At 60.4% G+C, this 21,015-nt stretch carries 21 protein-coding genes and 2 pseudogenes; 10 read left to right on the top strand and 13 right to left on the bottom strand.

Annotation, left to right across the window (positions count from 1 at the left end; all coding sequences use genetic code 11):
* Nucleotides 1–4 precede the first annotated feature (4 nt).
* Nucleotides 5–1,964: pseudogene (locus PVA48_RS07305) on the bottom strand (NAD(+) synthase).
* A gap of 330 nt (nucleotides 1,965–2,294) precedes the next feature.
* Between PVA48_RS07305 and PVA48_RS07310 the strand changes: the two are divergent.
* On the top strand, nucleotides 2,295–3,044 hold the full coding sequence (locus PVA48_RS07310; RefSeq protein ID WP_102729000.1) for a class I SAM-dependent methyltransferase: 750 nt from the start codon (nucleotides 2,295–2,297) through the stop codon (nucleotides 3,042–3,044).
* A gap of 174 nt (nucleotides 3,045–3,218) precedes the next feature.
* On the opposite strand, the gene PVA48_RS07315 is transcribed toward PVA48_RS07310, so the two are convergent.
* The gene (locus PVA48_RS07315; RefSeq protein WP_102722149.1) at nucleotides 3,219–3,485 is read right to left on the bottom strand and encodes a hypothetical protein; all 267 of its coding nucleotides are present in this window, start codon (nucleotides 3,483–3,485) and stop codon (nucleotides 3,219–3,221) included.
* Between the two features lie 149 nt (nucleotides 3,486–3,634).
* Between PVA48_RS07315 and PVA48_RS07320 the strand changes: the two genes are divergently transcribed.
* The gene (locus PVA48_RS07320; RefSeq protein WP_180975264.1) at nucleotides 3,635–4,381 is read left to right on the top strand and encodes a PP2C family protein-serine/threonine phosphatase; all 747 of its coding nucleotides are present in this window, start codon (nucleotides 3,635–3,637) and stop codon (nucleotides 4,379–4,381) included.
* Between the two features lie 150 nt (nucleotides 4,382–4,531).
* Here PVA48_RS07320 and carB read toward each other — a convergent pair whose 3' ends face one another.
* Nucleotides 4,532–7,726, bottom strand: coding sequence for a carbamoyl-phosphate synthase large subunit (gene carB / locus PVA48_RS07325; RefSeq protein WP_102729002.1), 3,195 nt, complete (start codon nucleotides 7,724–7,726; stop codon nucleotides 4,532–4,534).
* 274 nt (nucleotides 7,727–8,000) lie between these two features.
* Here carB and PVA48_RS07330 point away from each other — a divergent pair, with 274 nt between their 5' ends.
* Complete coding sequence (locus PVA48_RS07330) at nucleotides 8,001–8,792, top strand: hypothetical protein (protein ID WP_253231807.1); 792 nt, start codon at nucleotides 8,001–8,003, stop codon at nucleotides 8,790–8,792.
* 12 nt (nucleotides 8,793–8,804) lie between these two features.
* The gene (locus PVA48_RS07335; protein ID WP_102729005.1) at nucleotides 8,805–9,323 is read left to right on the top strand and encodes a DNA-deoxyinosine glycosylase; all 519 of its coding nucleotides are present in this window, start codon (nucleotides 8,805–8,807) and stop codon (nucleotides 9,321–9,323) included.
* Nucleotides 9,324–9,334: 11 nt separating this feature from the next.
* Here PVA48_RS07335 and PVA48_RS07340 read toward each other — a convergent pair whose 3' ends face one another.
* From PVA48_RS07340 to PVA48_RS07350, 3 genes are read right to left on the bottom strand one after another with little or no spacing between them, the layout of a single operon-like run.
* The gene (locus tag PVA48_RS07340; protein ID WP_423232457.1) at nucleotides 9,335–9,874 is read right to left on the bottom strand and encodes an ankyrin repeat domain-containing protein; all 540 of its coding nucleotides are present in this window, start codon (nucleotides 9,872–9,874) and stop codon (nucleotides 9,335–9,337) included.
* Entirely contained in the window at nucleotides 9,844–10,425 is a 582-nt protein-coding gene (locus PVA48_RS07345) for a tetratricopeptide repeat protein (RefSeq protein ID WP_423232458.1), read from the bottom strand. The genes PVA48_RS07340 and PVA48_RS07345 overlap by 31 nt, the downstream gene beginning before the upstream one ends.
* A 31-nt stretch (nucleotides 10,426–10,456) precedes the next feature.
* Nucleotides 10,457–11,425, bottom strand: coding sequence for a hypothetical protein (locus PVA48_RS07350; protein WP_180975265.1), 969 nt, complete (start codon nucleotides 11,423–11,425; stop codon nucleotides 10,457–10,459).
* 87 nt (nucleotides 11,426–11,512) lie between these two features.
* Between PVA48_RS07350 and hisI the strand changes: the two genes are divergently transcribed.
* From hisI to rsmI, 4 genes are all read left to right on the top strand, one after another.
* Nucleotides 11,513–12,004: a phosphoribosyl-AMP cyclohydrolase gene (hisI, locus tag PVA48_RS07355; protein WP_102729007.1), complete on the top strand. Its 492-nt coding sequence runs from the start codon at nucleotides 11,513–11,515 to the stop codon at nucleotides 12,002–12,004.
* Nucleotides 12,005–12,074: 70 nt separating this feature from the next.
* Entirely contained in the window at nucleotides 12,075–13,019 is a 945-nt protein-coding gene (locus tag PVA48_RS07360; protein WP_215833365.1) for an outer membrane protein assembly factor BamD, read from the top strand.
* A gap of 18 nt (nucleotides 13,020–13,037) precedes the next feature.
* Nucleotides 13,038–13,553 (top strand): LPS assembly lipoprotein LptE, encoded by a 516-nt coding sequence (gene lptE / locus PVA48_RS07365; protein ID WP_022397659.1) that lies wholly within the window; start codon nucleotides 13,038–13,040, stop codon nucleotides 13,551–13,553.
* A 29-nt stretch (nucleotides 13,554–13,582) separates the two neighbouring features.
* Nucleotides 13,583–14,284 (top strand): 16S rRNA (cytidine(1402)-2'-O)-methyltransferase, encoded by a 702-nt coding sequence (rsmI, locus tag PVA48_RS07370; protein ID WP_022397658.1) that lies wholly within the window; start codon nucleotides 13,583–13,585, stop codon nucleotides 14,282–14,284.
* A gap of 13 nt (nucleotides 14,285–14,297) precedes the next feature.
* On the opposite strand, the gene PVA48_RS07375 is transcribed toward rsmI, so the two are convergent.
* Nucleotides 14,298–15,050 carry an endonuclease/exonuclease/phosphatase family protein gene (locus PVA48_RS07375; protein ID WP_102729055.1) on the bottom strand — a complete coding sequence of 251 codons (753 nt, stop codon included), beginning with the start codon at nucleotides 15,048–15,050 and terminating at the stop codon, nucleotides 14,298–14,300.
* A 327-nt stretch (nucleotides 15,051–15,377) separates the two neighbouring features.
* On the opposite strand from PVA48_RS07375, the gene PVA48_RS07380 reads away from it, so the two are divergent.
* Nucleotides 15,378–15,632: a hypothetical protein gene (locus PVA48_RS07380; protein WP_146018112.1), complete on the top strand. Its 255-nt coding sequence runs from the start codon at nucleotides 15,378–15,380 to the stop codon at nucleotides 15,630–15,632.
* Nucleotides 15,633–15,723: 91 nt separating this feature from the next.
* Here the strand turns inward: PVA48_RS07380 and PVA48_RS07385 are convergent, their stop codons facing one another.
* The 3 genes and pseudogenes from PVA48_RS07385 to PVA48_RS07395 all read right to left on the bottom strand — a co-directional run.
* A complete protein-coding gene (locus tag PVA48_RS07385) occupies nucleotides 15,724–17,055 on the bottom strand; it encodes a porin (RefSeq protein ID WP_102729009.1) in 1,332 nt (443 codons plus the stop codon).
* 142 nt (nucleotides 17,056–17,197) lie between these two features.
* Nucleotides 17,198–17,521: a putative dsRNA-binding protein gene (locus tag PVA48_RS07390; protein WP_423232459.1), complete on the bottom strand. Its 324-nt coding sequence runs from the start codon at nucleotides 17,519–17,521 to the stop codon at nucleotides 17,198–17,200.
* Between the two features lie 50 nt (nucleotides 17,522–17,571).
* Nucleotides 17,572–17,892, bottom strand: a pseudogene (locus PVA48_RS07395) (ribonuclease III family protein); the annotation flags it as partial.
* A 162-nt stretch (nucleotides 17,893–18,054) separates the two neighbouring features.
* Here PVA48_RS07395 and PVA48_RS07400 point away from each other — a divergent pair.
* A complete protein-coding gene (locus PVA48_RS07400; protein WP_102729011.1) occupies nucleotides 18,055–18,558 on the top strand; it encodes a flavin reductase family protein in 504 nt (167 codons plus the stop codon).
* Nucleotides 18,559–18,615: 57 nt separating this feature from the next.
* On the opposite strand, the gene recF is transcribed toward PVA48_RS07400, so the two are convergent.
* The 3 genes from recF to cmk are packed head-to-tail and all read right to left on the bottom strand — an operon-like array spanning nucleotide 18,616 to nucleotide 20,940.
* The gene (gene recF / locus PVA48_RS07405) at nucleotides 18,616–19,671 is read right to left on the bottom strand and encodes a DNA replication/repair protein RecF (RefSeq protein WP_102729012.1); all 1,056 of its coding nucleotides are present in this window, start codon (nucleotides 19,669–19,671) and stop codon (nucleotides 18,616–18,618) included.
* Nucleotides 19,672–19,690: 19 nt separating this feature from the next.
* Nucleotides 19,691–20,302 (bottom strand): lysophospholipid acyltransferase family protein, encoded by a 612-nt coding sequence (locus tag PVA48_RS07410; protein ID WP_102729013.1) that lies wholly within the window; start codon nucleotides 20,300–20,302, stop codon nucleotides 19,691–19,693.
* Nucleotides 20,299–20,940 (bottom strand): (d)CMP kinase, encoded by a 642-nt coding sequence (cmk, locus tag PVA48_RS07415; RefSeq protein ID WP_022397650.1) that lies wholly within the window; start codon nucleotides 20,938–20,940, stop codon nucleotides 20,299–20,301. Before cmk ends, PVA48_RS07410 begins: the two co-directional genes overlap by 4 nt.
* Nucleotides 20,941–21,015: the final 75 nt, after the last annotated feature.

Here is a 21,015-nt window from a genome sequence, read left to right on the forward strand (position 1 = left end):
AAGGTCAGCGTGCAGCAGCCCTCCAGAAGGGTTCAACGGTGGGAAATATATTTTTCCACACTGTTCCGCAGGCGTCGGAAGGCATGCGCCAGTCTCCTCGCGGAGAAAGGGCAATGGTGCCTACCTTGGGGCCGTCCGGCATGCAGCTGCGCTTGAATTGCTGCCGGAAGAAGCGGCGGATGAAGATGCCCAGGCAGCGGCGAATGAAGTCCGGCTGGAATTCGCCGCGAAAGGCGTGCTCCGCCAGATACAGGATTTTGTCCGGCTCTGCCCCGTATTTGATGAAGTGGAAGAGGAAAAAATCGTGCAGGTCGTAAGGCCCCAGCACGTCTTCCGTACGCTGTTCAATGGAGCCGTCGCCTGACGGAGGCAGAAGTTCCGGGCTGACGGGGGTGTTGTTGATGTCCGCGAGGGTGGCGGCCAGTTCCGGGGACGATTCTCCGGCGATGTGTTCAATGAGGCACCGTATCAGCGTCTTCGGAATGGAGCAGTTGACCGCGTACATGGACATGTGGTCTCCGTTGTAGGTGCTCCAGCCCAGGGCTATTTCCGACAGGTCTCCCGTTCCCACGACCAGCCCCCCGGTTTTGTTGGCCAGGTCCATCAGGATTTGCGTGCGTTCGCGGGCCTGGACGTTTTCATAGGTGGTAGTGCGTTCGGCGGGGTCGTGCCCGATGTCGCCGAAGTGCCGGAGGCAGCATTCGGAAATGGGGATTTCCCGAAGCTCCGCGCCCAGAAGGCGGCACATGGTTAAGGCATTGTCGTGGGTTCTGTCCGTGGTGCCGAAGCCCGGCATCGTGACGGCCAGAATGTCGGAGGCGGGGCGTTTCAACGCCCGGCAGGCGCGCTCGCAAATAAGCAGGGCCAGCGTGGAGTCCAGACCGCCGGAGATGCCGATGACAAGCCGCCGTGCATCGGTGTGCTCCATTCTTTTAGCCAGTCCCGCTGTCTGGATGGCGATGATTTCTTCGCACCGTTCCGGGCGGTGTGCGGGGGAGGGCAGAAATGGCCGCGCCGGATTAAAGGCGTATTCCAGACCGGGGGGCGGGAACTTCCGCCGGCAGCGTCAGATGAAGGGCATTTCCGGCAGGGGAAAGGGATTTGCTGTCATTGAAGGAGCTTTCGGAGAGGCGCGCCGCCGCCAGCCGTTCAAAGTCCACGTCCGCAAGGATGAGGGAGCTTTCCCTGCCGAACCGTTCGCCTTCAGCCGCCAGCCTGCCGTTGTCCGCAATGAGGGAATGCCCGCCGAATACGGTGTCCGTGGTGGATTCATGCACGCCTGCGGAGGAAAGGACATAGGAGCAGAGGCACCTGCCGCTTTGCTGCTTGACCAGTTCGCGACGGTAGGCGGCCTTGCCCGTGAGTTCCGTTCCCGCGGAGGGGTTGAATATGGCCCTGGCTCCCTGAAGGGCCAGTCCGGAGCTGGGGGGAATGACGCTCCACAGGTCTTCGCATATTTCCACGCCGAAGCTGAAGGAGGAGGCTGCATCGTGGAAGATGATTTCCGTTCCGAACGGAATATATGCCCCATTGACTTTGGCCTCCTTCGTCCCTGTTCCCAGCTCCCTGCCGGATGTAAACTGCCGCTTTTCGTAAAATTCCCGGTAGTTGGGGAGCACGGTTTTGGGGATCAGCGCCAGCACTCTGCCGGACTGGATGACCGCCGCCGTGTTGTACAGGGCATCTTCATGCAGGAAGGGCAGGCCCGCCACGGCAATGGTGCCTGAGCCTTCCGTCGCTTCCGCAAAGCGGCGCAGGCCGTCCAGGGCCGCCTCCCGCAGGCGCGGCTGGAAGAAGAGGTCTCCGCAGGAGTAGCCCGTGATGCTCAGCTCCGGAAAGACGACGGCAGCAGCTTTCTGTTCCGCAGCCTTCCGGAATCCGTCCATGAGCTGGTCGACGTTGTAATCCACATCAGCCACGCGGAGCTGGGGGACGGCGGAGGCAAGTCTGTAATATCCGAACATGGGCGGCGCAGTCTGGAAAATGGAGCCCGCAGATGGTCGTTTTCCCGTAATCAGGACGCAATCCGGGAGAAGCGGGCCTGATCCGGATACTAAAAGCTCGTGAAAGACTTGTAAAGCCATCAGTGGGGACTGCATCCCGCCCGTTTGCCGGGAGGATGAGGAAGCGGCAGGAAAAGGTATTCACCCGGCTGCCTTCAACGGGCCAGGCGGCGGGAGCGGCTCTTATGCCTTTTTCCTGAAATCCCGCGGTGCGGCGGCTTTTCATGTTCCGGGAACAGCATTGAAGCTGGAAAAACGGGAGAAAAGGAGTAAACCATCTCACAAAGCCCGATGAATAATACTGACCGATTTACCGGAAAAGCCGGGGCCTACGTTCAGGGCAGGCCCGGTTATCCCGCCGCCGTTGTTGAGCTTCTGACGCGGGAAACCCGCCGGGAGAATCCCCGAATGGCGGATATAGGTTCCGGAACAGGCATCCTGTCCCGCGCCATGGTGGAGCATGGCTGGACCGTGTACGGCGTGGAGCCTAACGATGACATGCGGAGGGAGGCGGAGAAGGTGCTGAAGGGTTTCCACCGCTTCCATTCCGTGCCGGGAACGGCGGAGCATACCCTGCTTCCCGGCGCTTCCGTGGACCTGGTAACGGCGGCGCAGGCGTTCCACTGGTTTGACGCCGCCGCGTTCAAGCGGGAATGCCGCCGTATTCTGGCCGCGGAGGGCAGAATAGCCCTGATTTGGAATTCCAGGGTGGAAGACGGCCCCATTGTCCGGGAGGAAGGGAACATCCATCGTCTTTACTGCCCGCGTTTTTATGGATTCAGCGGGGGCTTGGCCGACTTGACGGATAGACTCGGCGAGTTTTTCGACCACCGCTTCCGGGTATTCCGCTTTCCGAATGATTTGTCCTATACGCGGGACCAGTATCTCCGCCGCATGATGTCCGCCTCCTATGCCCTGACGGAAAAGGATGAGGGCCATTCCCCCTGGCTGGACGCCCTTAACGGGCTGTTTGACCGGTTTGAGACGGGAGGCCGTGTTACGGTTCCGAATGAAACCGTGGTGTATTTAGGGGCCTGCTGAGGACGCACCGTTCATGCACTGCATCCGGAAAAGGATGTTCACGCGTTCCTTTGCCGGTTGTTTCCTTGGCCTCCATCCAGTGCGATGTTCTTCCGGCAGAAGCCCGGAACCGCAACGGCCCTTCTGCCGGAATATCCCGGAAATGTCCGGCAATGAAAAAAGGAAAGCTTTCTTTCAATTCATGGATTGAAAGATGATGGCGGCAAGGACGGCGATGATTGCCAGAACAACAATGATGGTGGGAATATAGCGGGTTTTGTTCACGTCAAGAGTCCACTCCCTGTTGAGGCGGGAAAGATTCTCCCCTGCCGCGTAGCGGGAAAAAAGGTCATGAAGCTGGGAGTAATCCAGGGCTTTGGGAGCCATGTAAAGTTCCCTGTTCTTCCCGTTGACGAACGAGATTTCGCGATACGTGTCGTCCGGATTTCTACGGCCCCGCATTGATATTTGCTTTTCCGACTCCGGAAAAATCATCCCGGGATGCAGACATGGCTTCTTCTCTCACGTTATTCTTGCTTTATCCCGGTGGGCCTGCCGTGCTACGATGGCTCACCGCCATGACGCAGCAGCCTTTTTCCCAAGAACCTTTTATGGTTTCCGGATTGCATGGGGACCAGATTCTGGGCGCCCGCAGCAATCAGCAGGATTCCTTTTCCATCCTGGCCGGGGATGACGCCCTGGTGCTGGTCCTGGCGGACGGCATGGGGGGCTATACCGGAGGGGAGCTGGCCAGCCGCGCGGCTATAGAAGGTTTTTTTCAGGCGTTTGAGCGGGAAAACCGGTCTCCCGGCAAGAGGATGAAAGACGCAGTGACCGCCGCCAATGAACAGGTGCGTACGGTCCGGAAGAAGAGGGGGAAGGATGACGAGATGGGCACGACGCTGGTAGCGGCCTGGATAGGGCCGGAAGGGCTGCGCTGGGTCAGCGTGGGAGATTCCCTTCTGCTGCTCATCCGGGAGGAAAAAATGTTTCTGCTTAATGACCTGCACCAGTATTCCGCGGAGCTGGAACGCATGGCGGATGAAGGTTCCATCAGCCGGGAGGAGGCCTTGAGCCATCCTTCCCGCCATTCCCTGACCTCCGCCCTGATGGGGAGGGAAGTGCCTTTGGTGGATCTGCGGGAAGAGTGCTTCCCTCTGGTTCCCGGGGACCGCCTTCTGGTCGCCAGCGACGGAGTGGGGCCTTATCTGGACTCCCTGGGCCCGGCGGGGATGCGGTACTTGTCCATGCTGTCCGCGGAGGAATTGGTGCGGTCCGTGCTGGAAGGCATCAACCGTGACGGCGCGCCCAACCAGGATAACGCCACGCTGATCTGTGCGGAAATAGCGGAAGCGTGATTCTCCGGAGGCGGTGTGGCTGAAAAGGGGCCGGAAACAGGCGCTGGTTGAATTTCACATCCCTCCTCCGGCCCGGACGGATAATTAAATGCCCCGCATGCAGGAGACGCATGCGGGGCATTCCTTTTAAATGGCTGGAGCCGTCCGCGTTCAGGAATGATATTCCTGGAGGGAGCGGGGGGATACCTTCACATGCTGGGCGGAGCGGATGCCCTCCACCGTGGCCCTGGCGGCGGCGATGGTGGTCATGTACGGAATCTTCTTCTGGATGGACTGCATGCGGATGAAGGAGTCGTCAATCATGCTGGTGCGGTCCACCGGAGTATTAATGATCAGGTCAATCTGCTTGTTGGTGATCATGTCGCCCAGGTTCGGGCGGCCTTCATGCAGCTTGTTGACCACTTCCGTTTCCACGCCCTGGCCGCGCAGGTATTCCGCGGTGCCTCCGGTGGAGACGATCTTGAAGCCCAGGGAGATGAGGTCCCGGGCGATGGGTTCAATGAACTTCTTGTCGCGGTCGGAGACGGTGACGAGCACCTTGCCGGAGGTGGGCAGGATGCAGCCTGCGGCTTCCTGGGCCTTGTAGTAGGCCATGCCGAAGTTGTCCGCAATGCCCATGACTTCCCCCGTGGCGCGCATTTCCGGCCCCAGGACGGGGTCCACTTCCGGGAACATGTTGAACGGGAAGACGGCTTCCTTCACGCCGATGAAGCGGCAGGCGCGCGGCTTCAGGCCCAGGTCCTTGAGCTTCTTGCCCAGCATGATTTCCGTGGCGTGGCGCGCCATGGAGATGCCCGTGACCTTGGAGACGATGGGCACCGTGCGGGAGGCGCGGGGATTGGCTTCAATGATGTACACCTCGTCATCGCAGATGGCGAACTGCACGTTCAGAATGCCCTTCACCTGGAAGTCCTTGGCGATCTTGGCGGCGTGTTCCTCAATGGTGCGGACGTGCTTGGGGGCGATGGTCACGGGAGGAATGGCGCAGGCGGAGTCTCCGGAATGGATGCCCGCCAGCTCAATATGTTCCATCACGGTGGCCACGAAGGTGTCCGTGCCGTCGGCCAGCGCGTCCACTTCCGCTTCAATGGCGTTGTCCAGGAAGCGGTCGATCAGCATGGGGTATTCCGGGCTGACCTGGATGGCCTCCACGCCGTAGCGCTTCAGGTTTTCTTCATCGTAAATGACTTCCATGCCACGGCCGCCCAGAACGAAGGAGGGGCGCACCATCACCGGGTAGCCGATCTGGCGGCCCAGTTCCACGGCTTCTTCCAGGGAGCGGGCGGTGCCGCTTTCCGGCTGGAGAATATTCAGGGCGATCATGCGTTCGCGGAAGTATTCGCGGTCTTCCGCCAGGCGGATGCCTTCCGGCTGGGTGCCCATGATCTTCACCCCGGCGTCCTTGAGGGCCTGGGCGATGTTGAGCGGGGTCTGGCCGCCGAACTGGACGATGACGCCTTCCGGCTTTTCCTTCTCATAAATAGCCAGCACGTCTTCCACGGTCACGGGTTCAAAGTACAGCTTGTTGGCCGTGTCAAAGTCCGTGGAGACCGTTTCCGGGTTGCAGTTCACCATGATGGATTCATACCCGTTGTCCCGCAGGGTGAAAGCGGCGTGCACGCAGGTGTAGTCGAACTCGATGCCCTGGCCGATGCGGTTGGGACCGCCGCCCAGGATCATGATCTTCTTCTTGTCGTTCACGGGCACTTCATCCTCTGCGCCGCTGTAGGTGGAATAGTAATATTCCGCGTGTTCCACGCCGCTGACGGGCACGATGCGGTAGGTGGCGGTGATGCCGTTTTCCTGGCGGCGGGTGCGGACGGCCTTTTCAGGCACGTTGAAAATCTGGGCCAGATACTTGTCGGAGAAGCCCATCTTCTTCGCCTGGCGCAGGGTTTCCACGGGCAGGGAATCCCAGCCCTGGCCATCCAGGGAGAAGTCAAAGTCCGCCAGTTCCTTCATCTGTTCAATGAAGAACGGGGTGATGCGGGTCAGCTTCACGATTTCCTCCACGGTCACGCCGCGGCGCAGGAGTTCGTAAATCTGGAAGAAGCGTTCGCTGTTGCCGTACGTGATCTTTTCACGCAGTTCCGGCGTGGTGAGGGCTTCCAGCTTCTTCACGCGGCCCAGCCCGGCGCGGCCGATTTCCAGGGAACGCACGGCCTTCTGGAAGGCTTCCTTGAAGTTCTGGCCGATGCTCATCACTTCCCCCACGGCCTTCATCTGGGTACCCAGCTTGTCGGCTGCCTTGGGGAACTTTTCAAAGGCCCAGCGGGCGAACTTGACGACTACGTAGTCGCCGTAAGGCTCGTACTTTTCCAGGGAGCCCTTGCGCCAGTAGGGAAGTTCGTCCATCGTGATGCCGGAGGCCAGCTTGGTGGAGACGGAGGCGATGGGGAAGCCGGTGGCCTTGGAGGCCAGGGCGGAGGACCGGGACGTGCGGGGGTTGATTTCAATGACGATGATGCGGTTGTCCTCACGGTTGTGGGCAAACTGCACGTTCGTGCCGCCCGTGACGCCAATGGCGTCCAGAATGCGGTAGGAGTAATCCTGAAGCCTGTCCTGCACGTCCTGGGGAACGGTCAGCATGGGGGCCACGCAGAAGCTGTCCCCGGTGTGCACGCCCATGGGGTCCACGTTTTCAATAAAGCAGACGGTGATCTTCTGGCCCTTGGCGTCGCGCACGACTTCCAGTTCCAGTTCTTCCCAGCCCAGCACGCATTCCTCCACCAGCACCTGGTTGATCAGGGAGGCGGCCAGGCCGCGGGGGACGATCTGGCGCAGTTCCTCCACGTTGTACACGATGCCGCCGCCCGTGCCGCCCATGGTGTAGGCGGGGCGGAGCACGACGGGGTAGCCCAGCTCGGCGGCCACCTTCTCCGCTTCCTCCACGGTATAGACGGGTTCGGACTTGGCCACCGGCACGCCGATCTTGTCCATGGTTTCCTTGAAAATGATACGGTCTTCACCGCGGGCGATGGCTTCCAGGTCCACGCCGATGACTTCCACGTTGTACTGCTTCAGGATGCCTTCCTCATTCAGCTTGGAGGCCAGGTTCAGGGCCGTCTGGCCGCCGAGGTTGGGCAGCAGAGCATCCGGGCGTTCCTTTTTAATCACGGCCGTGATGCGGTCCACGGTCAGGGGCTCAATGTAGGTGTGGTCCGCCATGCCGGGGTCCGTCATGATGGTGGCGGGGTTGGAGTTCACCAGAACGACGTCGTAGCCTTCAGCGCGCAGGGCCTTGCAGGCCTGGGTGCCGGAGTAGTCGAACTCGCAGGCCTGGCCGATGATGATGGGGCCTGAGCCGATGATGAGGATTTTGCGGATGTCTTCGCGTTTTGCCATGGTATGATGCCTCTATGTGGTCCGTGGTGGTTAAAAATAAATACCGGAAACAAGGTCCGCCCAAGGTGCGTTGCCTCTCCGCTCCGCATACCCGGCGCGTGACCTGACGCACAGTAAGGGACGTTCTGCGATAAGTCCAGACAAAACAACAGGAATTCCGGGGAAAAGGCTATGGTCTTCTTCCCTTTCCGTACAGCGCTGCGCGCGCAATCCGCCCTTGATATTTTCCGCCGCCCGTATACCCTGTGGGGCAAGGATGAGGAATGCCCTGATATTGATTTGCTGCCTTGGGCTGCTGTGGCCGGCAGCCGTGACGGCGGCGGAACGCGCCCCCGCAGGCCGGGGTGCGGCCATGACTCCGGGTGAGGCCGCATGGTACCAGTCCCTGCGCGCCGGACTTTCCCAATTCCGGAAGGGTGGAGGCTACAAAACCAACAGGGAAGCCATGGAAGCCCTGGCGCAGAAAACCTGCCGCTGGGACCCCCGCACGCGCCGTCCCGTCTTCCTTCTCCGGGAGGCCACCCCTTCCTTCTGCTCCTCCGCCTGCTACCTGCTCCTTTTAAAATCCCTGCAATTATGGGACGCCGCCCAGCCGCAGCCCGTTATTTCCGAGCGAGCGTGGCTGGCTCTCATTCCCCGCCTGGGCCAGCATGACGGCGAAGGGCCGTGGGGCTGGGCGAACGCCAACGGTCCCGGCCTGGCCGTGCTGGTGCACAGGCTGGGAGCCGGCGTCAACTTTGAAGACTGGCGGAAGGCCCGTCCCGGAGACTTCATGAAAATATTCTGGACGGACCACATCGGCCGCCGGGAATCCGGCCACCTGACCGTTCTGGTGAAGGACGGCGGGGACACGGTCACCTTCTGGTCCTCCAACATGCCGGACGGCTACGGAGCCAAGACAGTGCCCAAATCCCAAATCAGGCGCGTCATCTTCACGCGCATCACCAGGCCGGAGCGGTTCAACCTGGCTCCGGCGGTGGGAAGCCATCCGTGGCTCTCCTCCCTGCTCCGGCAGGAGGTGGGCATCAAGGAGGTGCGCAGATACTCAGGCATGCAGAACCCGTGACCTCCTCCCGCCGTGAAGAAATGCTCCTTCCCTCCCTCCGTCACGCCGGAATGCTCCGTGCTGGTGCTCGGCTCCCTGCCGGGGGATGAATCCCTGCGGCAGGCCCAGTATTACGCCCATCCGCGCAACGCCTTCTGGAAAATCATGGGAACCCTGCTGGATTTTGACCCCTCCTTGCCGTATGGGGAACGCCTGTCCCTGCTCAACCGGGGCGGGGTGGGGCTGTGGGACGTGGTGGCCTCCGGCGTCAGGCCCGGCAGCCTGGACCAGCACATCTCCCAGGAACAGCCCAATGACATTGCCGCCCTGCTGGAATGTTTCCCCGGCATCGGCACCGTCTGCTGCAACGGCACCGCCTCCCATAAATACCTCAAGCGGTATTTTCCGGAACTATTCCTCCGGGAAACCCCTGCCATCATCCAGATGCCCTCCACCAGCCCGGCGGCGGCGCGGCTGACGTATGAGCAGAAATTCCGCGCCTATGAGGAAGTCATCCTCTCCCGACTCCGGCAGGGAGGGAAAAAAGGCTGAGCTTCAGCGCCTTACTTGCCGTCTAATTCCCTGGAGGTTTTGGCCCCCGCTTCTTTCAGGATGCGCGCCAGGCTGCTCTTTCCGGTGGCGATGGCGCGGTCCAGGGGAGTGGCCCCGCCCCTGGAGCGGAAATTCACGTCCGCCTTGTGCTCAATCAACAATTTGGCGGCGGCGTTTATGGAATTTTCCTGAAGGCCGGAAACGTCCGCGAGCACCCACAGGGCCGTTTCCGAATTGGCCGGCTTGTAATGGCCTAGCCGCGGCTTACCGTTGGGTTTGTTGGGGTCCGCACCGTTTTCCAGCAGGAACCTGACACTCTCCTCATTCCCGTACCTGGCGGCGGAAATCAGCAGGGTTTTGCCGTCATTGCACACGTAATCCGGGTCCGCCCCGTGCTCCAGCAGATAGGCTGCCTGCGGAGCCCTGGGATTGAAATAATGCCTGGAAAGAAGGGAGGAAGAGGCGTTTTTATACTCGTCGGACCGGCCTATTTCCAGATTGACGTCCGCCCCGTTGGCAATCAGGAGGTCCGCCAATTCAAAAAACTGCATGTCCAGCGCCAGGGCCAGCGCGCAGGAATTATCCCCCTGATGCCCTCCCCCTGGTAATTCACGTCCGCCCCGGCGCGGATGAAAGCGCTGACTTTGGAAAGCTCCGGCTTCGTTCCCTCTTCCGGCAGCTTGTCATACTTCCTCTTGCCGTTGATGGTGACAGAGGTGGTTGTGCTCTCCCGCGCGGGCCTGTAATCCTTCAGCTTGTACAGGTATTCATACAATTCAAGCCCCTTCTTCTCCCGGGTGGCGCGGTCGGCGGAGGGGTCCACGGGCAGCGGAGCCTTTTTGGGAATCAGGCGCAGGGAGCGTTCCGCCGTGCGGTGCCCCTGCCTGGCCGCCTTGGAAAACCAGAATTTGGCCTGGGAGGGACTGCGCTTGACGCCGTCTCCCTTCAGGAAGCAGAGGCCCAGACGGTACTGGGATTCCGCATTCCCTTCCTTTGCTTCCAGGTAGATGCGCCTCCCTTCTTCCGGGGTGACGGCGCGGACGGCGGGCGAACAGCCGAGGAAGACGGCGGCTGACAACAGCAGACGGGAGTAGTAGGTCATAATGGGGTAGGGGAGGTGAGGGAGTCTTCATTCAGGAAGACCCGACGGCGGCCAGCAGGTGGACGTCCAGCGCCAGGGCTTCATGAATGTTGAAATTCAAATCGTCGCGGAGCCTGTTGAGGGCTTCCATGCGCTTCAGCAATTCGTTCACGGGCATCTGTGCGGACAGCGTGCGCACCTCCGGATGAATCGGCGTGACCTCCGGAGCGCCGGAGGCGATCAGGGCCGCCTGGCCGAACCAGCTGATGAGCAATTCCAGGGCCTGGTTGCGCTGTTCCAGGTATTCCGTCTCTATCTGGGCGGTGTTCGCGTCCTTGTTGCGGGACTCCCAGTCGGAGGTATCCGTGCCCTGGGCGGCTTCCTTCGCTTCATCCTTCAGGGCCTGGTTCAGGTTTTTGGTGATGGCGGCCTTGGCCTCCGTCATGACGTCCACGAACTTGCTGCGGAAGGCCAGCGCGGCCAGGTCATTGTCCAGATTGCGGCAGGTCTCCAGCCAGTGGGGCAGCAGGGCCTCCTGGATGGGGGTGAGCCTGAACTCCGCGGATTGCAGCAGGTTGACGCGCACGCAGCGGGAAATAATGGTCTGGAGAAGCTGGTCCGGCTGGGAGGTGGACAGAATGAGCAGGCACTGGCTGGGCGGCTCCTCCAGGGTTTTCAGGAAGGCGTTGGCGGCCTCGTCATTCATGCGCTCCGCATCCATGAACACGGCTATCTTCCATTTTCCCTCCGCCGCGCGCTGCTGGAGGAAAGGTTCCACCGCGCGGATGTCATCCCGCAGGATGCGGCGCGACTTGGACTTGGGGCGCACCAGGCGGCAATACTCGTCCCGCACGCTGTCCAGGTGGTCCGCCCGGATGCCGTTCATCAGCTCCAGCAATTGAAGGATCAGGCGGGAGGCTCCCTGGTGCTCGTCTCCCACAATGAGCAGGGCATGGGGAAGCCGGTTGCGGGAGAAGGCGGTGCGGAGCAGGTCGAACGCTTGGGATGCCGTGAATGCCATACGCTCCCTATGAAAACATTTCGTTGCGTCAGGGCAACAGAAAAGATTGGTATATGTCGGATATTTCATGTACTAAGGGGGCCGGTTATGGAACAAAACGACATCTCATCCCGGATTGTCTTTGCCGACCGCGGCAAGGTGAATGTGGAAAAAGGCGCGGAATTCGCCCCCAAATTTGACCAGAACGGCCTGATTCCGGCCCTCGCCATGGACCACGTTACCCATGAACCGCTGATGCTGGCCTACATGAACGCGGAATCCCTGCGCATGACCATGGAGCTGGGGGAAGCCGTTTACTACTCCCGCAGCCGCCAGGAAATCTGGCACAAGGGCGCGACCAGCGGCCACGTGCAGAAAGTGAAGCAAATCCTGATTGACTGTGACCAGGATGCCCTGATCGTGCTGGTGGACCAGTGCGGCGCCGGAGCCTGCCACACCGGGCACCACTCCTGCTTCTACCGTTCCGTGCCCTTCGGCGACGAGCTGAAGGCCCAGCCCCAGGGGGAACCCGTCACGCTGCGTGAAGCGGACGGCGGCGTCGTTTTTGATGCTGAAGCCGTATACGGCAAGGGACACTAACTCTTTTTTGCGCGTCAATCTGCGTTCACCGGGTTGACGCGCCCTCTTTTTCTGCTGTAAAGTCATGAATGTGAAAAAGCTGCTTGTCATGATGGCCGCCGTCTCCGGAACACTGGTGCTGTGCCAGTGCTCTTCGGAAGCGCCCCCGCCCCCCGGAACCGTCCGCATGGTGGACCAGCAGGCCATCGCCCTGATGCAGGAAGCCAGGGCGAAGGAAGCGAAGAACGACCTGTCCGGCGCCATCAAGAAATACAAGCGCGTGGTGGAAAAGCACCCCCTTTCCAAGGAAGCGCCGCAGGCCCGGTTCAGAATGGCGGAACTCTATGAGGCCCGCAAGGAACCCGCGGATGCGTTTGACCAGTACCAGAAGCTCATTGACCGCCACCCGGACAGCCCCCTGTACAAACAGGCCATGGCGCGGCAGAAGGAAATGGCCTTCGGCGCGGCGAGCGGCGCGTTGACCAACCGCGTACTGTGGATGTTTGACGTCCGGATGGACCCCAAGAACGTTACGGAATGGCTGAACCACGTGCGTGACAACGCCCCGTACGCCCCTACCGCCCCGCAGGCAATGAACGTGCTGGGCAGCTACCTGGCCGCCCGCGGCCAGATGAAGGAGGCCATTGAGGCGTATCAGAACCTGGTGGACAACCATCCGCACTCTCCGCTGGCCCCGACGGCCCAGCTCCAGATAGCCACCCTGTACCGCCAGGCCGCCGCTGACGGGGACCGCAACCACGTCAATGTGGCCCGCGCCCAGGAAGCGTATGAAGACTACCTCCAGCGCTACCCCAACAGCTCCCGCGCCGGGGCCGCCCGTTCCGACCTGGCCGCCATGAAGCGTGAGCTGGTGGCCCAGCAGCTGGAAGTGGCGGAATACTACCTGACCAAGATGAAAGACACCGATGCGGCCATCTTCTGCTACCAGGAAGTGGCCTCCAAGGGCAGCGTCAATCCCGCCGCCGCCGCCAAGGCGAAGGCACGCCTGAAAAAACTGGGCGTCACCAGCAGATAACAGGAACTCTCCGTCCGCATGAACCGTATCCGGAACGTCTTCAAACTTCTTCTGCCCGTTCTGTGCCTGCTGGCCGGTTCCTGCGGCTACCAGCTCGGCGGCACCAAGCCGCCCAAGCTGGAATTTGCGCAGACCGTCAAGGTCTGCCTCTTTGCCAACAACTCCCTGGAACCCCGCGCCGCCACGCTGGTGACCGGCGCGCTGGCGGATGAACTGCAGCGGGACGGCACCTACCGGCTCAGCACCGGTGCGGATGCGGATATCCGGGTGGAAGGAGAAGTGTACTCCATCACCTTCGACCAGTTGCGTTCCAGCCGGGAAGACACCTACAAAAGTACGGAGCTGGGCCTGCGCCTGGCCGTCAAGTACCGGGTGGTGGACGCCAGGACGCAGAAAGTCCTGTATGCCAGCTCTGCGGAGGAAGTGGGCCAATTCTTTGACCTGGGCAACATCCAGACGGCCCGGACCAACGCCCTCTCCTATGCGGCGCGGCTGGTAGCCACCTCCATTGCGGAAACCCTCACCAACGGCTAGACCTGTCCGGCTCCGGAAAATTTGTGCTTATGGCGGAAGTGGAATACAGCGTTTACTTCGTTCCGGTGCCGATCGGCAACCGGGCGGACGTCACCCTGCGGGCGCTGGACGTGCTGCGCAAGGTGGACGTCATTGCGTGTGAAGACACCCGCCATTCCGGGCTTCTGCTCTCCCACTATGAAATCCGCAAGCCCTTGATGAGCATGCACGACCACAACGAGCAATCCCGCGCCGGGGAAATTGCCGCCCGTGCCGCCGGCGGGGAAAGCTTTGCCGTGATCAGTGATGCGGGCATGCCGGGCGTGAGTGATCCGGGCTACCGCCTCATTCAGACGCTCAAGGAAAAGGAAGTAAGCTTCACCGTACTTCCCGGACCGTCTGCCGTGGTGACGGCCCTGGTGGGGTCCGGACTGCCTACGGATGCCTTCTTCTTCGGCGGCTTTCTGCCCGTCAAATCCGGCAGGAAGGGCTCCATGCTCCAGGCGGCGGTGGAAGCTTCCCATACCAGTATCTTTTATGAATCACCCCACCGCATCGTCAAAACCGTGCAGGCGCTGGCGGCGCTGGACCCGGACGTTCCCGTTTGTGTAGCCAGGGAACTGACCAAAACCTTTGAAACCTACCACCGCGGCCCGGCTTCCCGGCTGGCGGCGGAATTTGCGGAACGTGCCCCCAAGGGGGAAATCGTACTGCTGGTGGGCGGCGTAAATGCGCCGCGGGCCGTCAATTAATGAGCCAAGGGCATTAATAACGCACCGTCACCTTGATCGGGCGGTGGTCGGAAGCGGCAGGCTCTTCAATCACCCTGCGTTCCGCCACCTTGAACGCCTCCGCCTTTCTCCCCCTGTACATCCAGATGTAATCAATGCATTCCGCCGGTTGATCGGCAGGGAACGTTTTTTGGGAAAAATCGCTCAGCGGAATGAAATGCTTCTTCATCCGGGCTATCGGTTCCGAGCCCGGCGTCAAATTAAAATCTCCCGCAATGAAAAAGGGCTTCCTGCACTCCGCGGCCAGAGCGGCAATCATGTCGATGGAAGCGTTGCTATCCTCCCGCGTCAGGGACAAATGCGTGACGCAAAAACAGTAATCCTTGAACTCGGCCATCAGCAGCACGCGCGCCTCCTCCCGGCCGGGCAAAGGAATTCGCTTCACGCTCAAAGGCTTCTCCCTGGATAAAAGGCCGACTCCATAGGAACCGCCCGAATAATCAATGGCCTTGGCGTACGTCCCCGTCAACTTTGTCCTTACGGCCAATTCCTGCAAAGTGTCCCTGCCGCCGCTCCTTTTTGTCTTGCTGTCCAGTTCCTGAAGGGCCGCGACATCCGGTTTTGCCTCCGCAATCACCCGCGCCGTACGGTCATAATCCCGCTTGCCGTCCATGCCGGTACCGTTCTTTACGTTGTAACTCATGAACGTGGCTTCCCCGCCCCACAGGGAAAAAGGAGCCAGAAGAACCGCCGCGGCTGCGCATGGACTGAAAATGACCGGATTCATACCTGCAAAAATGAAATTTAGGGCCTGTTGTTCCGAACGGCCCGGATTACAGATAATACGCATGCCTTTCCCCGTTTCTTGCAGAGCTTCTTTCCTTCCTCCGGGTGAGTAAATCCCGTGGATGGGCGAATCAACAACACATCTCCCGCTCCGGGAAATTTCCTCATCCGGTTTCCGGACACCCGCCTTTTATACCCTTTCCGCCCCATACTGCCGGAAAATGACGCAGGTCTTATCAACTTGACGCCTGGAAGTGTGTCATGATAGTATTCTATCATCATGCTGGAGGATAGGAGATCACGTTCCTCGCGCAAGACACCGGATTTGGTGACTGATGAGCTTATTATCATTCTTCATGAGGCGGGCATGCTGGAATTCAATGACATCTTCCAGCGTACCGTTATCGTGATGAAGCAAAAGCACATGTCCCTGGGCGGTGAGGAAATCCTGCGGCTGCGGATTTATGAAAAGCTCCAGGGCCTCGTGAGCGCCGGCGGCCTAGTGAAAAAAGGCCGCGAATACACAGCCCAGCCCAAGCTGATTACATTGAAATCGGAAACGTTCCCGGACACACGGTTGTGATTTTAAAAGAAATGGGCAGGATGGGCCGGATTTTACTCCATGCCTCCCATCCTGTCCATGAACCCAATGTGTGGTTTAGCGTCTCAACTTCTTAGAAATTGGTGCGGAAGGCAATGTTGTAGCTCCAGCCGGTGAAGCCTTTCTGCTTGCTGGCGTCCGTGCCGTTGGAATGGGCGTATTCAACGCCCGCCATGATCTTGGCCATGTTCGGATTGCATTCGAAAATGTAGTAGTTGACGCCCAGGTACAGGGCCTGCATGCAGTCGGAAGTGCCGGAATAGGTAGAGTTCTGCGTATAGCGCTTTTCCCATTTCACGGCGTTGCTGCCCGCCGCCATCTGGTAGCGGACCACGCCTTCCCAGTTGGGGGTGAATTTGTAGGACGGCATGATGGTCACGCCGAAGACGTTTTCAGCCCCTGCCTTCATGCCAATGACGTTGAAGCCGGCCATCACTTCCGTCATCAGGGAGAAATCCCCCTGGGAGCCTTCCCAGGTCAGCGCCACCACGTCCTTGGCGCCGGTGCCCTGGTATTTGGATTTGAAGCCGTAGCCGGTGAGCTTTTCATACGCCTTGTTTTGTGCGTCGTCGCCCCAGTTGGTGAAGTTATGGGCGTAATCCAGCCACAGGCGGCTTTTTTTCAGGAAAACGTCGTTGGACGTATCATAGCTGAGCGTGCCGGTGACGAAGCAGTTGTCCCGGGAGTTGAAGGCGGGTTCAATGCGGTTGTTGAACGTGCCGGTTCCGGTTCCTCCGTTGCCGTTCATCCAGATGCCCGCCGCCCAGCCGAGCTTGTCATTCTTGTCGGAATTGTTCACCTGGAACCCGTAGTTGGTTTCCGAGCGGAGCTGGTTGACCAGCATGGAGCGTTCAATGGTCAGGATGGCGGAGGAGGAGGTGCGGTATTCCCCGGTGATGCGCGGCTTCATTTTGCCGATGGCGTAGGTGACGGGGCCTCCCTTGTATTCCAGATTCAGTTCATACAGGGAGTAGGTCAGGTCGGAGGTGTCCCAGGTGTTGGTTTTCGCGTTGTAGCTTTCCAGACCGTCCATGCCGCCGATGTTCCAGACGTTGTTGAGCTTGAAGTTTTTCAGGAACTTCATGTTGAAGCCGGCGCGAAAGCGGCGCCATTCGTCGTTGAAGCGGCGGCCGTTGCCTTCCTTTTCACCCATCACGCGCCCTTCGCCGTTCGGGTCAATCCAGTCCAGTCCGTACTGCATGCGCAGGGAAACGTTGAATTCCTGGATGTAGGGATTCTTGTGATCCCGTTCCGCATTGAACCACTTGAAACGTTCGCCGAGCCATTTGCAGGTGGAAAAGCTGTCGCGGGCCAGCAGAACGTCTCCGGTGGAAGGCGTGGCGGCGGCAAAGGCGGCGGCTCCGAGAGTCATGATGCCGATGACGGGGAGAGTATAGGTTTTCATTTGTTTTCTATGGTTGGTGTGTGTCTGTGAGAAGGTCTTCCGGGAAGGTTCTTCCTCACGGAGACGGCTTCTGTCTATCAAACCAGCCACAGGGCTGTCCAAGGCTTAAGGGTGACAAAATAGCCACCCGTCCCATTGAAGGTTACACGGTAATGCGGAGCCATGCTTTGGCGGCCAGGGCGTCCGCGGCGGCGGCCACTTCCGCCTTCCGCTTGCTGGCTCCATGGCCGGAACCGATGGCGTGTCCATGCCAGAAAACGCGGGAGTGAAAACGGTTTTCGGCGTCCCTCTGCCCTTTTTCTTCCGTTTCATAGGAAGGAGTTTCGGGCAGGATGTCCTGAAGAATGGCCTGGAGTTCCCCCTTGGGGTTGATTTCCTTGGGGTGGGTGGCCGCGGAGTCCAGCGCTTCATGAAGAACGCGCAGGGCCACGGCCTTGGCCGTTTCATAGTCGGAGTCCAGCGACATGGCCCCGAAGACGGATTCAAACGTGTTGGCGATGATGGAGTTTTTTCCCGTCCTCCGGCCCGTTCCTCCCCTTTTCCCAGGGCAATATATTTGTCCAGCCCCAGGATGAAGCCGTATTTGCCCAGATTGGCGCGGCTGACGGTGCGGGCGCGCAGTTGGGTCAGCTCCCCTTCCGGAGACTGGGGCATGTGGCGGTAAAGGTACTGTGTGACGGCAAGCTGTAAAATGGCGTCGCCCAGGAATTCCAGCCGTTCATATGTCCGGCGCGTTTCCGGCTTGCTGTCCGTGCTGGGGTGGGTGAGGGCCTGCACGAGCAGGTCCGGGTTTTTGAAACGGTAACCCAGCTTGTCTTCCAGCGCGGTATAGTTCATCCCGGAAATGCTAGGGCCGCTAATTAGGAAATGCAACTCCAAAGGAAGGGTGTTTCCGGCAGGGCGGGGCACGCCTTTTCCGCGTCATCCCAGCCGCTCCGCGGCTTTGACATATGGCTGGAGAGGTGTAGGATGGTACGCGAACGAACGTTAGAGACCGCGATGAAAAAGATTGATCCAAAGGAGATTCGGGATAACGCCATGCAGTTGATCGGGCACGACTGGATGCTGGTGACGGCTGGAACGCCGGAGCATTTCAATATGATGACGGCCAGCTGGGGCGGCCTGGGCTTCATGTGGAAGAAGCCCGTGGCATTCGTGGTTATCCGTCCCCAGCGCCATACCTTCGGCTTCATTGAGGCCGGGGAGGAGTTCACGCTTTCCTTCTTCAGCCATGAGTACCACAAGGCGCTGACTGTTTGCGGCACCACGAGCGGACGGGATACGGACAAGGTGGCCGCCTCCGGACTGACGCCGTACGCAACGGAGAACGGCAACGTGAGTTTTATGGAAGCGCGCCTGGTGCTGGAATGCCGCAAACTGTATGCGGAGGCTCTCAGTCCGGAAGCCTTTCTGGACAAGACCATTGTACCGGAGTGGTACGCCGCGCGGGATTTCCACAAGATGTACATCGTGGAGATTCTGAACGTTTGGGTGAAGGAATAACGTGCCGGAAATGCCGCCGGGGTGAATTCTTGTTTATCGTGATTCTCCTCAGTTTGTTTAGAGCGGTTTGAGCGTGGAATCCTCCAGCCGGAAGGACGGCAGGGGGCACGGGGTATCGTGCAGCCAGTCCAGATGGGTGGTGGTGATGAGGCTTTGCGCGTCCGCCGGGAGCGATTGCAGAAAGGCCACCCGGCGCGTGGGGTCCAGCTCCCCGAAGACGTCGTCAATCAGGTGGATGGGCGTATGCCCCGTTTCTTCCGTGAGCAGGGAGGATTGGGCCAGCTTCATGGAGATGGCGATGGTGCGCTGCTGCCCTTCAGAGGCGAACTGTGCGGCGCTCCTGCCGTTCAGCGTGATGTCCAGGTCGTCCCGGTGGGGGCCGTTCTGGGTTTGCCCGTACCGGATGTCCCGGTCCACGGCGGCGCACAGCCGTTCATACAGGTCCCCTTCCTCCGAGGCGCGGTAGGCCACGGCCACCTGTTCCTCCCGTTCGCCGATGCTGCGGTAGGCGAGGGTGATGTGGGGGGCCAGCAGCGTCAGCAGGCTGGCGCGCAGGCTTTTCAGTTCCGTGCCGTGCAGGGCCAGCTGGCGCGTGTAGGCGTCCAGCTGCAGCTTGTCCCTGTGCCTGTGCTTGAGCAGGTAGTTGCGCGTTTTCAGCGCCCTCCGGTAGCTGAACAGGGCCAGCCTGTAGCCGGGGTGCCACTGGCTGCCCAGAAAGTCCATGTATTTTCTGCGGGCGTCCGCTCCGGCCTGCACCAGGGAAAGATCGTCATTCCCCATCCATACCACGGGGTAGCTGTCAGCCAGATAGCTGCGCTGGTCCTTGCGCGGCTCTCCGTTGACGCGGAGGTCCGGAGCGTCCGGGGTCCACAGGATGCGCCGGGCCTGCCCCGGCAGCTCTCCGCGGATGCCGAAGGCCTGCTTTCCGTGGGCGGCCAGCGGGCCGGGCCGGGCGGTGCGCGGGGATTGCAGGCGCAGCAGGAAGCAGACGGCTTCCAGCAGGCTGGTTTTTCCCTGCGCGTTGTTTCCCAGGATGATGGCCCCCTGCTGCGGAATCTGCCAGGAGAAGCTTCCGTAGCAGCGGAAGTCCATTAATTTCAGCCTGGAGATCATGGGGCAGGGGAAGGAGGGATTATTCCGCAGGGAGGGCGCGGATGGCGTCCATGATCCTGTCCGTCAAATGCTGGTACGCCTCTTTTCCCTTGGCGTTAAGTTCCGCCGGAGTAAAGGGGATGGGATCTCCCACCGTGACCGTGACGGGGTGGAGTTTGGGGAAGCGGGCGCCGATGGGGAAGGCTTCATACGCTCCGCTGATGCGCAGGGGCTGCACGGGAACCTTCGTCTTGCTCAGAATGAGGCCGATGCCCCCCATGCCGTCGTGGATTTCACCGTCCGGAGTGCGGGAACCTTCCGGGAAGACGAGCACGCGCTTGCCGGATTTCAGCAGGCGGATGACGTGCTTGAGGCTGGCGGCGTCCGGGTTTTCCTGGTCGATCGGGATGGCCAGGCAAAGCGGAAGCGCCCATTTGAAAATGCCCCGGAACAGGGTCTTGCGGGCAAAGAAATAGATGCCGTCCTCATAGGAGATGCCCAGCATGGGCGGGTCCAGAAAGCTCTGGTGGTTGCTGACGATGAGCACGGGGCCGTCTTCAATGAGCTTTTCCCGGTTGACGACTTTCCAGGAAAAGAAGGCTTTGGAAATGCTTTTAAAGAGCGTGTAGAAAACCCAGTAGAAGGAGTTCATCTGGCGGAGAGTTTTTGTTGAATGTTGTCGGTAATGAAACGGACGACCTGGTCGATCGTCATGTCTGACGTATCCACCAGCAGGGCGTCCGGAGCCTGGGCCAGCGGGGCGGTGGCGCGGGAGGAGTCCTTGCGGTCCCGTTCCGCAATGGAGTCCGTCAGGCCTTCCGCGGCGCGGCGGGAGGCCCTCACTTCCTCGGAGGCGGTGACGAAGTACTTGAACGGCGTGTCCGGAAATACCACGGTGCCTATGTCCCTGCCTTCCATCACCACGGGTTCCCGGCGGTTGTATTCCCGCTGCCGTTCCACCAGCAGGGAGCGCACTTCCGGAATGGCCGCGATGGTGGAGACGTGGTCGTTAACCTGCGGGCGCGTGAGTTCTTCACCCAGCACGCGTTCCCCGCACAGGACCACGGAGCGGCTGCCGTCCTTTCCGAAGGAGAGGGGAACGGAGGACAGCGCTTCCAGCACGGCGGCCGTGTCCGCAGGGTCGATGCCCTGTTCCAGCATATACCAGGTGACGGCCCGGTACATGGCCCCGGTGTTGATGAACGTGTAGCCGAGGCGGTCCGCGATGAGCTTGGCGACGGTGGATTTTCCGGATGCGGCGGGACCGTCAATGGCGATGGCTGGATGCATGAGTGTCTTCTATGTTGGAAATGGGGGCTAAAGCCGCTTGGATTGTAGCTTTGCGCCCCGTGGAAATCAAGACTG

This window comes from Akkermansia sp. JRP_AM1 (assembly GCF_049262625.1).
GTDB classification, from domain to species: domain Bacteria; phylum Verrucomicrobiota; class Verrucomicrobiia; order Verrucomicrobiales; family Akkermansiaceae; genus Akkermansia; species Akkermansia massiliensis.

What these genes read in the sequence shown, in the direction of transcription:
- lptE (WP_022397659.1), top strand. Translation starts at nt 13,038, where the DNA reads ATGAACCGTATCCGGAACGTCTTCAAACTTCTTCTGCCCGTTCTGTGC.
- hisI (WP_102729007.1), top strand. Translation starts at nt 11,513, where the DNA reads ATGGAACAAAACGACATCTCATCCCGGATTGTCTTTGCCGACCGCGGC.
- PVA48_RS07315 (WP_102722149.1), bottom strand. Translation starts at nt 3,485, where the DNA reads ATGCGGGGCCGTAGAAATCCGGACGACACGTATCGCGAAATCTCGTTC.
- PVA48_RS07350 (WP_180975265.1), bottom strand. Translation starts at nt 11,425, where the DNA reads ATGGCATTCACGGCATCCCAAGCGTTCGACCTGCTCCGCACCGCCTTC.
- PVA48_RS07310 (WP_102729000.1), top strand. Translation starts at nt 2,295, where the DNA reads ATGAATAATACTGACCGATTTACCGGAAAAGCCGGGGCCTACGTTCAG.
- PVA48_RS07385 (WP_102729009.1), bottom strand. Translation starts at nt 17,055, where the DNA reads ATGAAAACCTATACTCTCCCCGTCATCGGCATCATGACTCTCGGAGCC.
- PVA48_RS07345 (WP_423232458.1), bottom strand. Translation starts at nt 10,425, where the DNA reads ATGACCTACTACTCCCGTCTGCTGTTGTCAGCCGCCGTCTTCCTCGGC.
- PVA48_RS07400 (WP_102729011.1), top strand. Translation starts at nt 18,055, where the DNA reads ATGAAAAAGATTGATCCAAAGGAGATTCGGGATAACGCCATGCAGTTG.
- recF (WP_102729012.1), bottom strand. Translation starts at nt 19,671, where the DNA reads ATGATCTCCAGGCTGAAATTAATGGACTTCCGCTGCTACGGAAGCTTC.
- carB (WP_102729002.1), bottom strand. Translation starts at nt 7,726, where the DNA reads ATGGCAAAACGCGAAGACATCCGCAAAATCCTCATCATCGGCTCAGGC.
- cmk (WP_022397650.1), bottom strand. Translation starts at nt 20,940, where the DNA reads ATGCATCCAGCCATCGCCATTGACGGTCCCGCCGCATCCGGAAAATCC.
- rsmI (WP_022397658.1), top strand. Translation starts at nt 13,583, where the DNA reads ATGGCGGAAGTGGAATACAGCGTTTACTTCGTTCCGGTGCCGATCGGC.
- PVA48_RS07390 (WP_423232459.1), bottom strand. Translation starts at nt 17,521, where the DNA reads ATGTCGCTGGACTCCGACTATGAAACGGCCAAGGCCGTGGCCCTGCGC.
- PVA48_RS07340 (WP_423232457.1), bottom strand. Translation starts at nt 9,874, where the DNA reads ATGCAGTTTTTTGAATTGGCGGACCTCCTGATTGCCAACGGGGCGGAC.
- PVA48_RS07320 (WP_180975264.1), top strand. Translation starts at nt 3,635, where the DNA reads ATGGTTTCCGGATTGCATGGGGACCAGATTCTGGGCGCCCGCAGCAAT.
- PVA48_RS07375 (WP_102729055.1), bottom strand. Translation starts at nt 15,050, where the DNA reads ATGAATCCGGTCATTTTCAGTCCATGCGCAGCCGCGGCGGTTCTTCTG.
- PVA48_RS07410 (WP_102729013.1), bottom strand. Translation starts at nt 20,302, where the DNA reads ATGAACTCCTTCTACTGGGTTTTCTACACGCTCTTTAAAAGCATTTCC.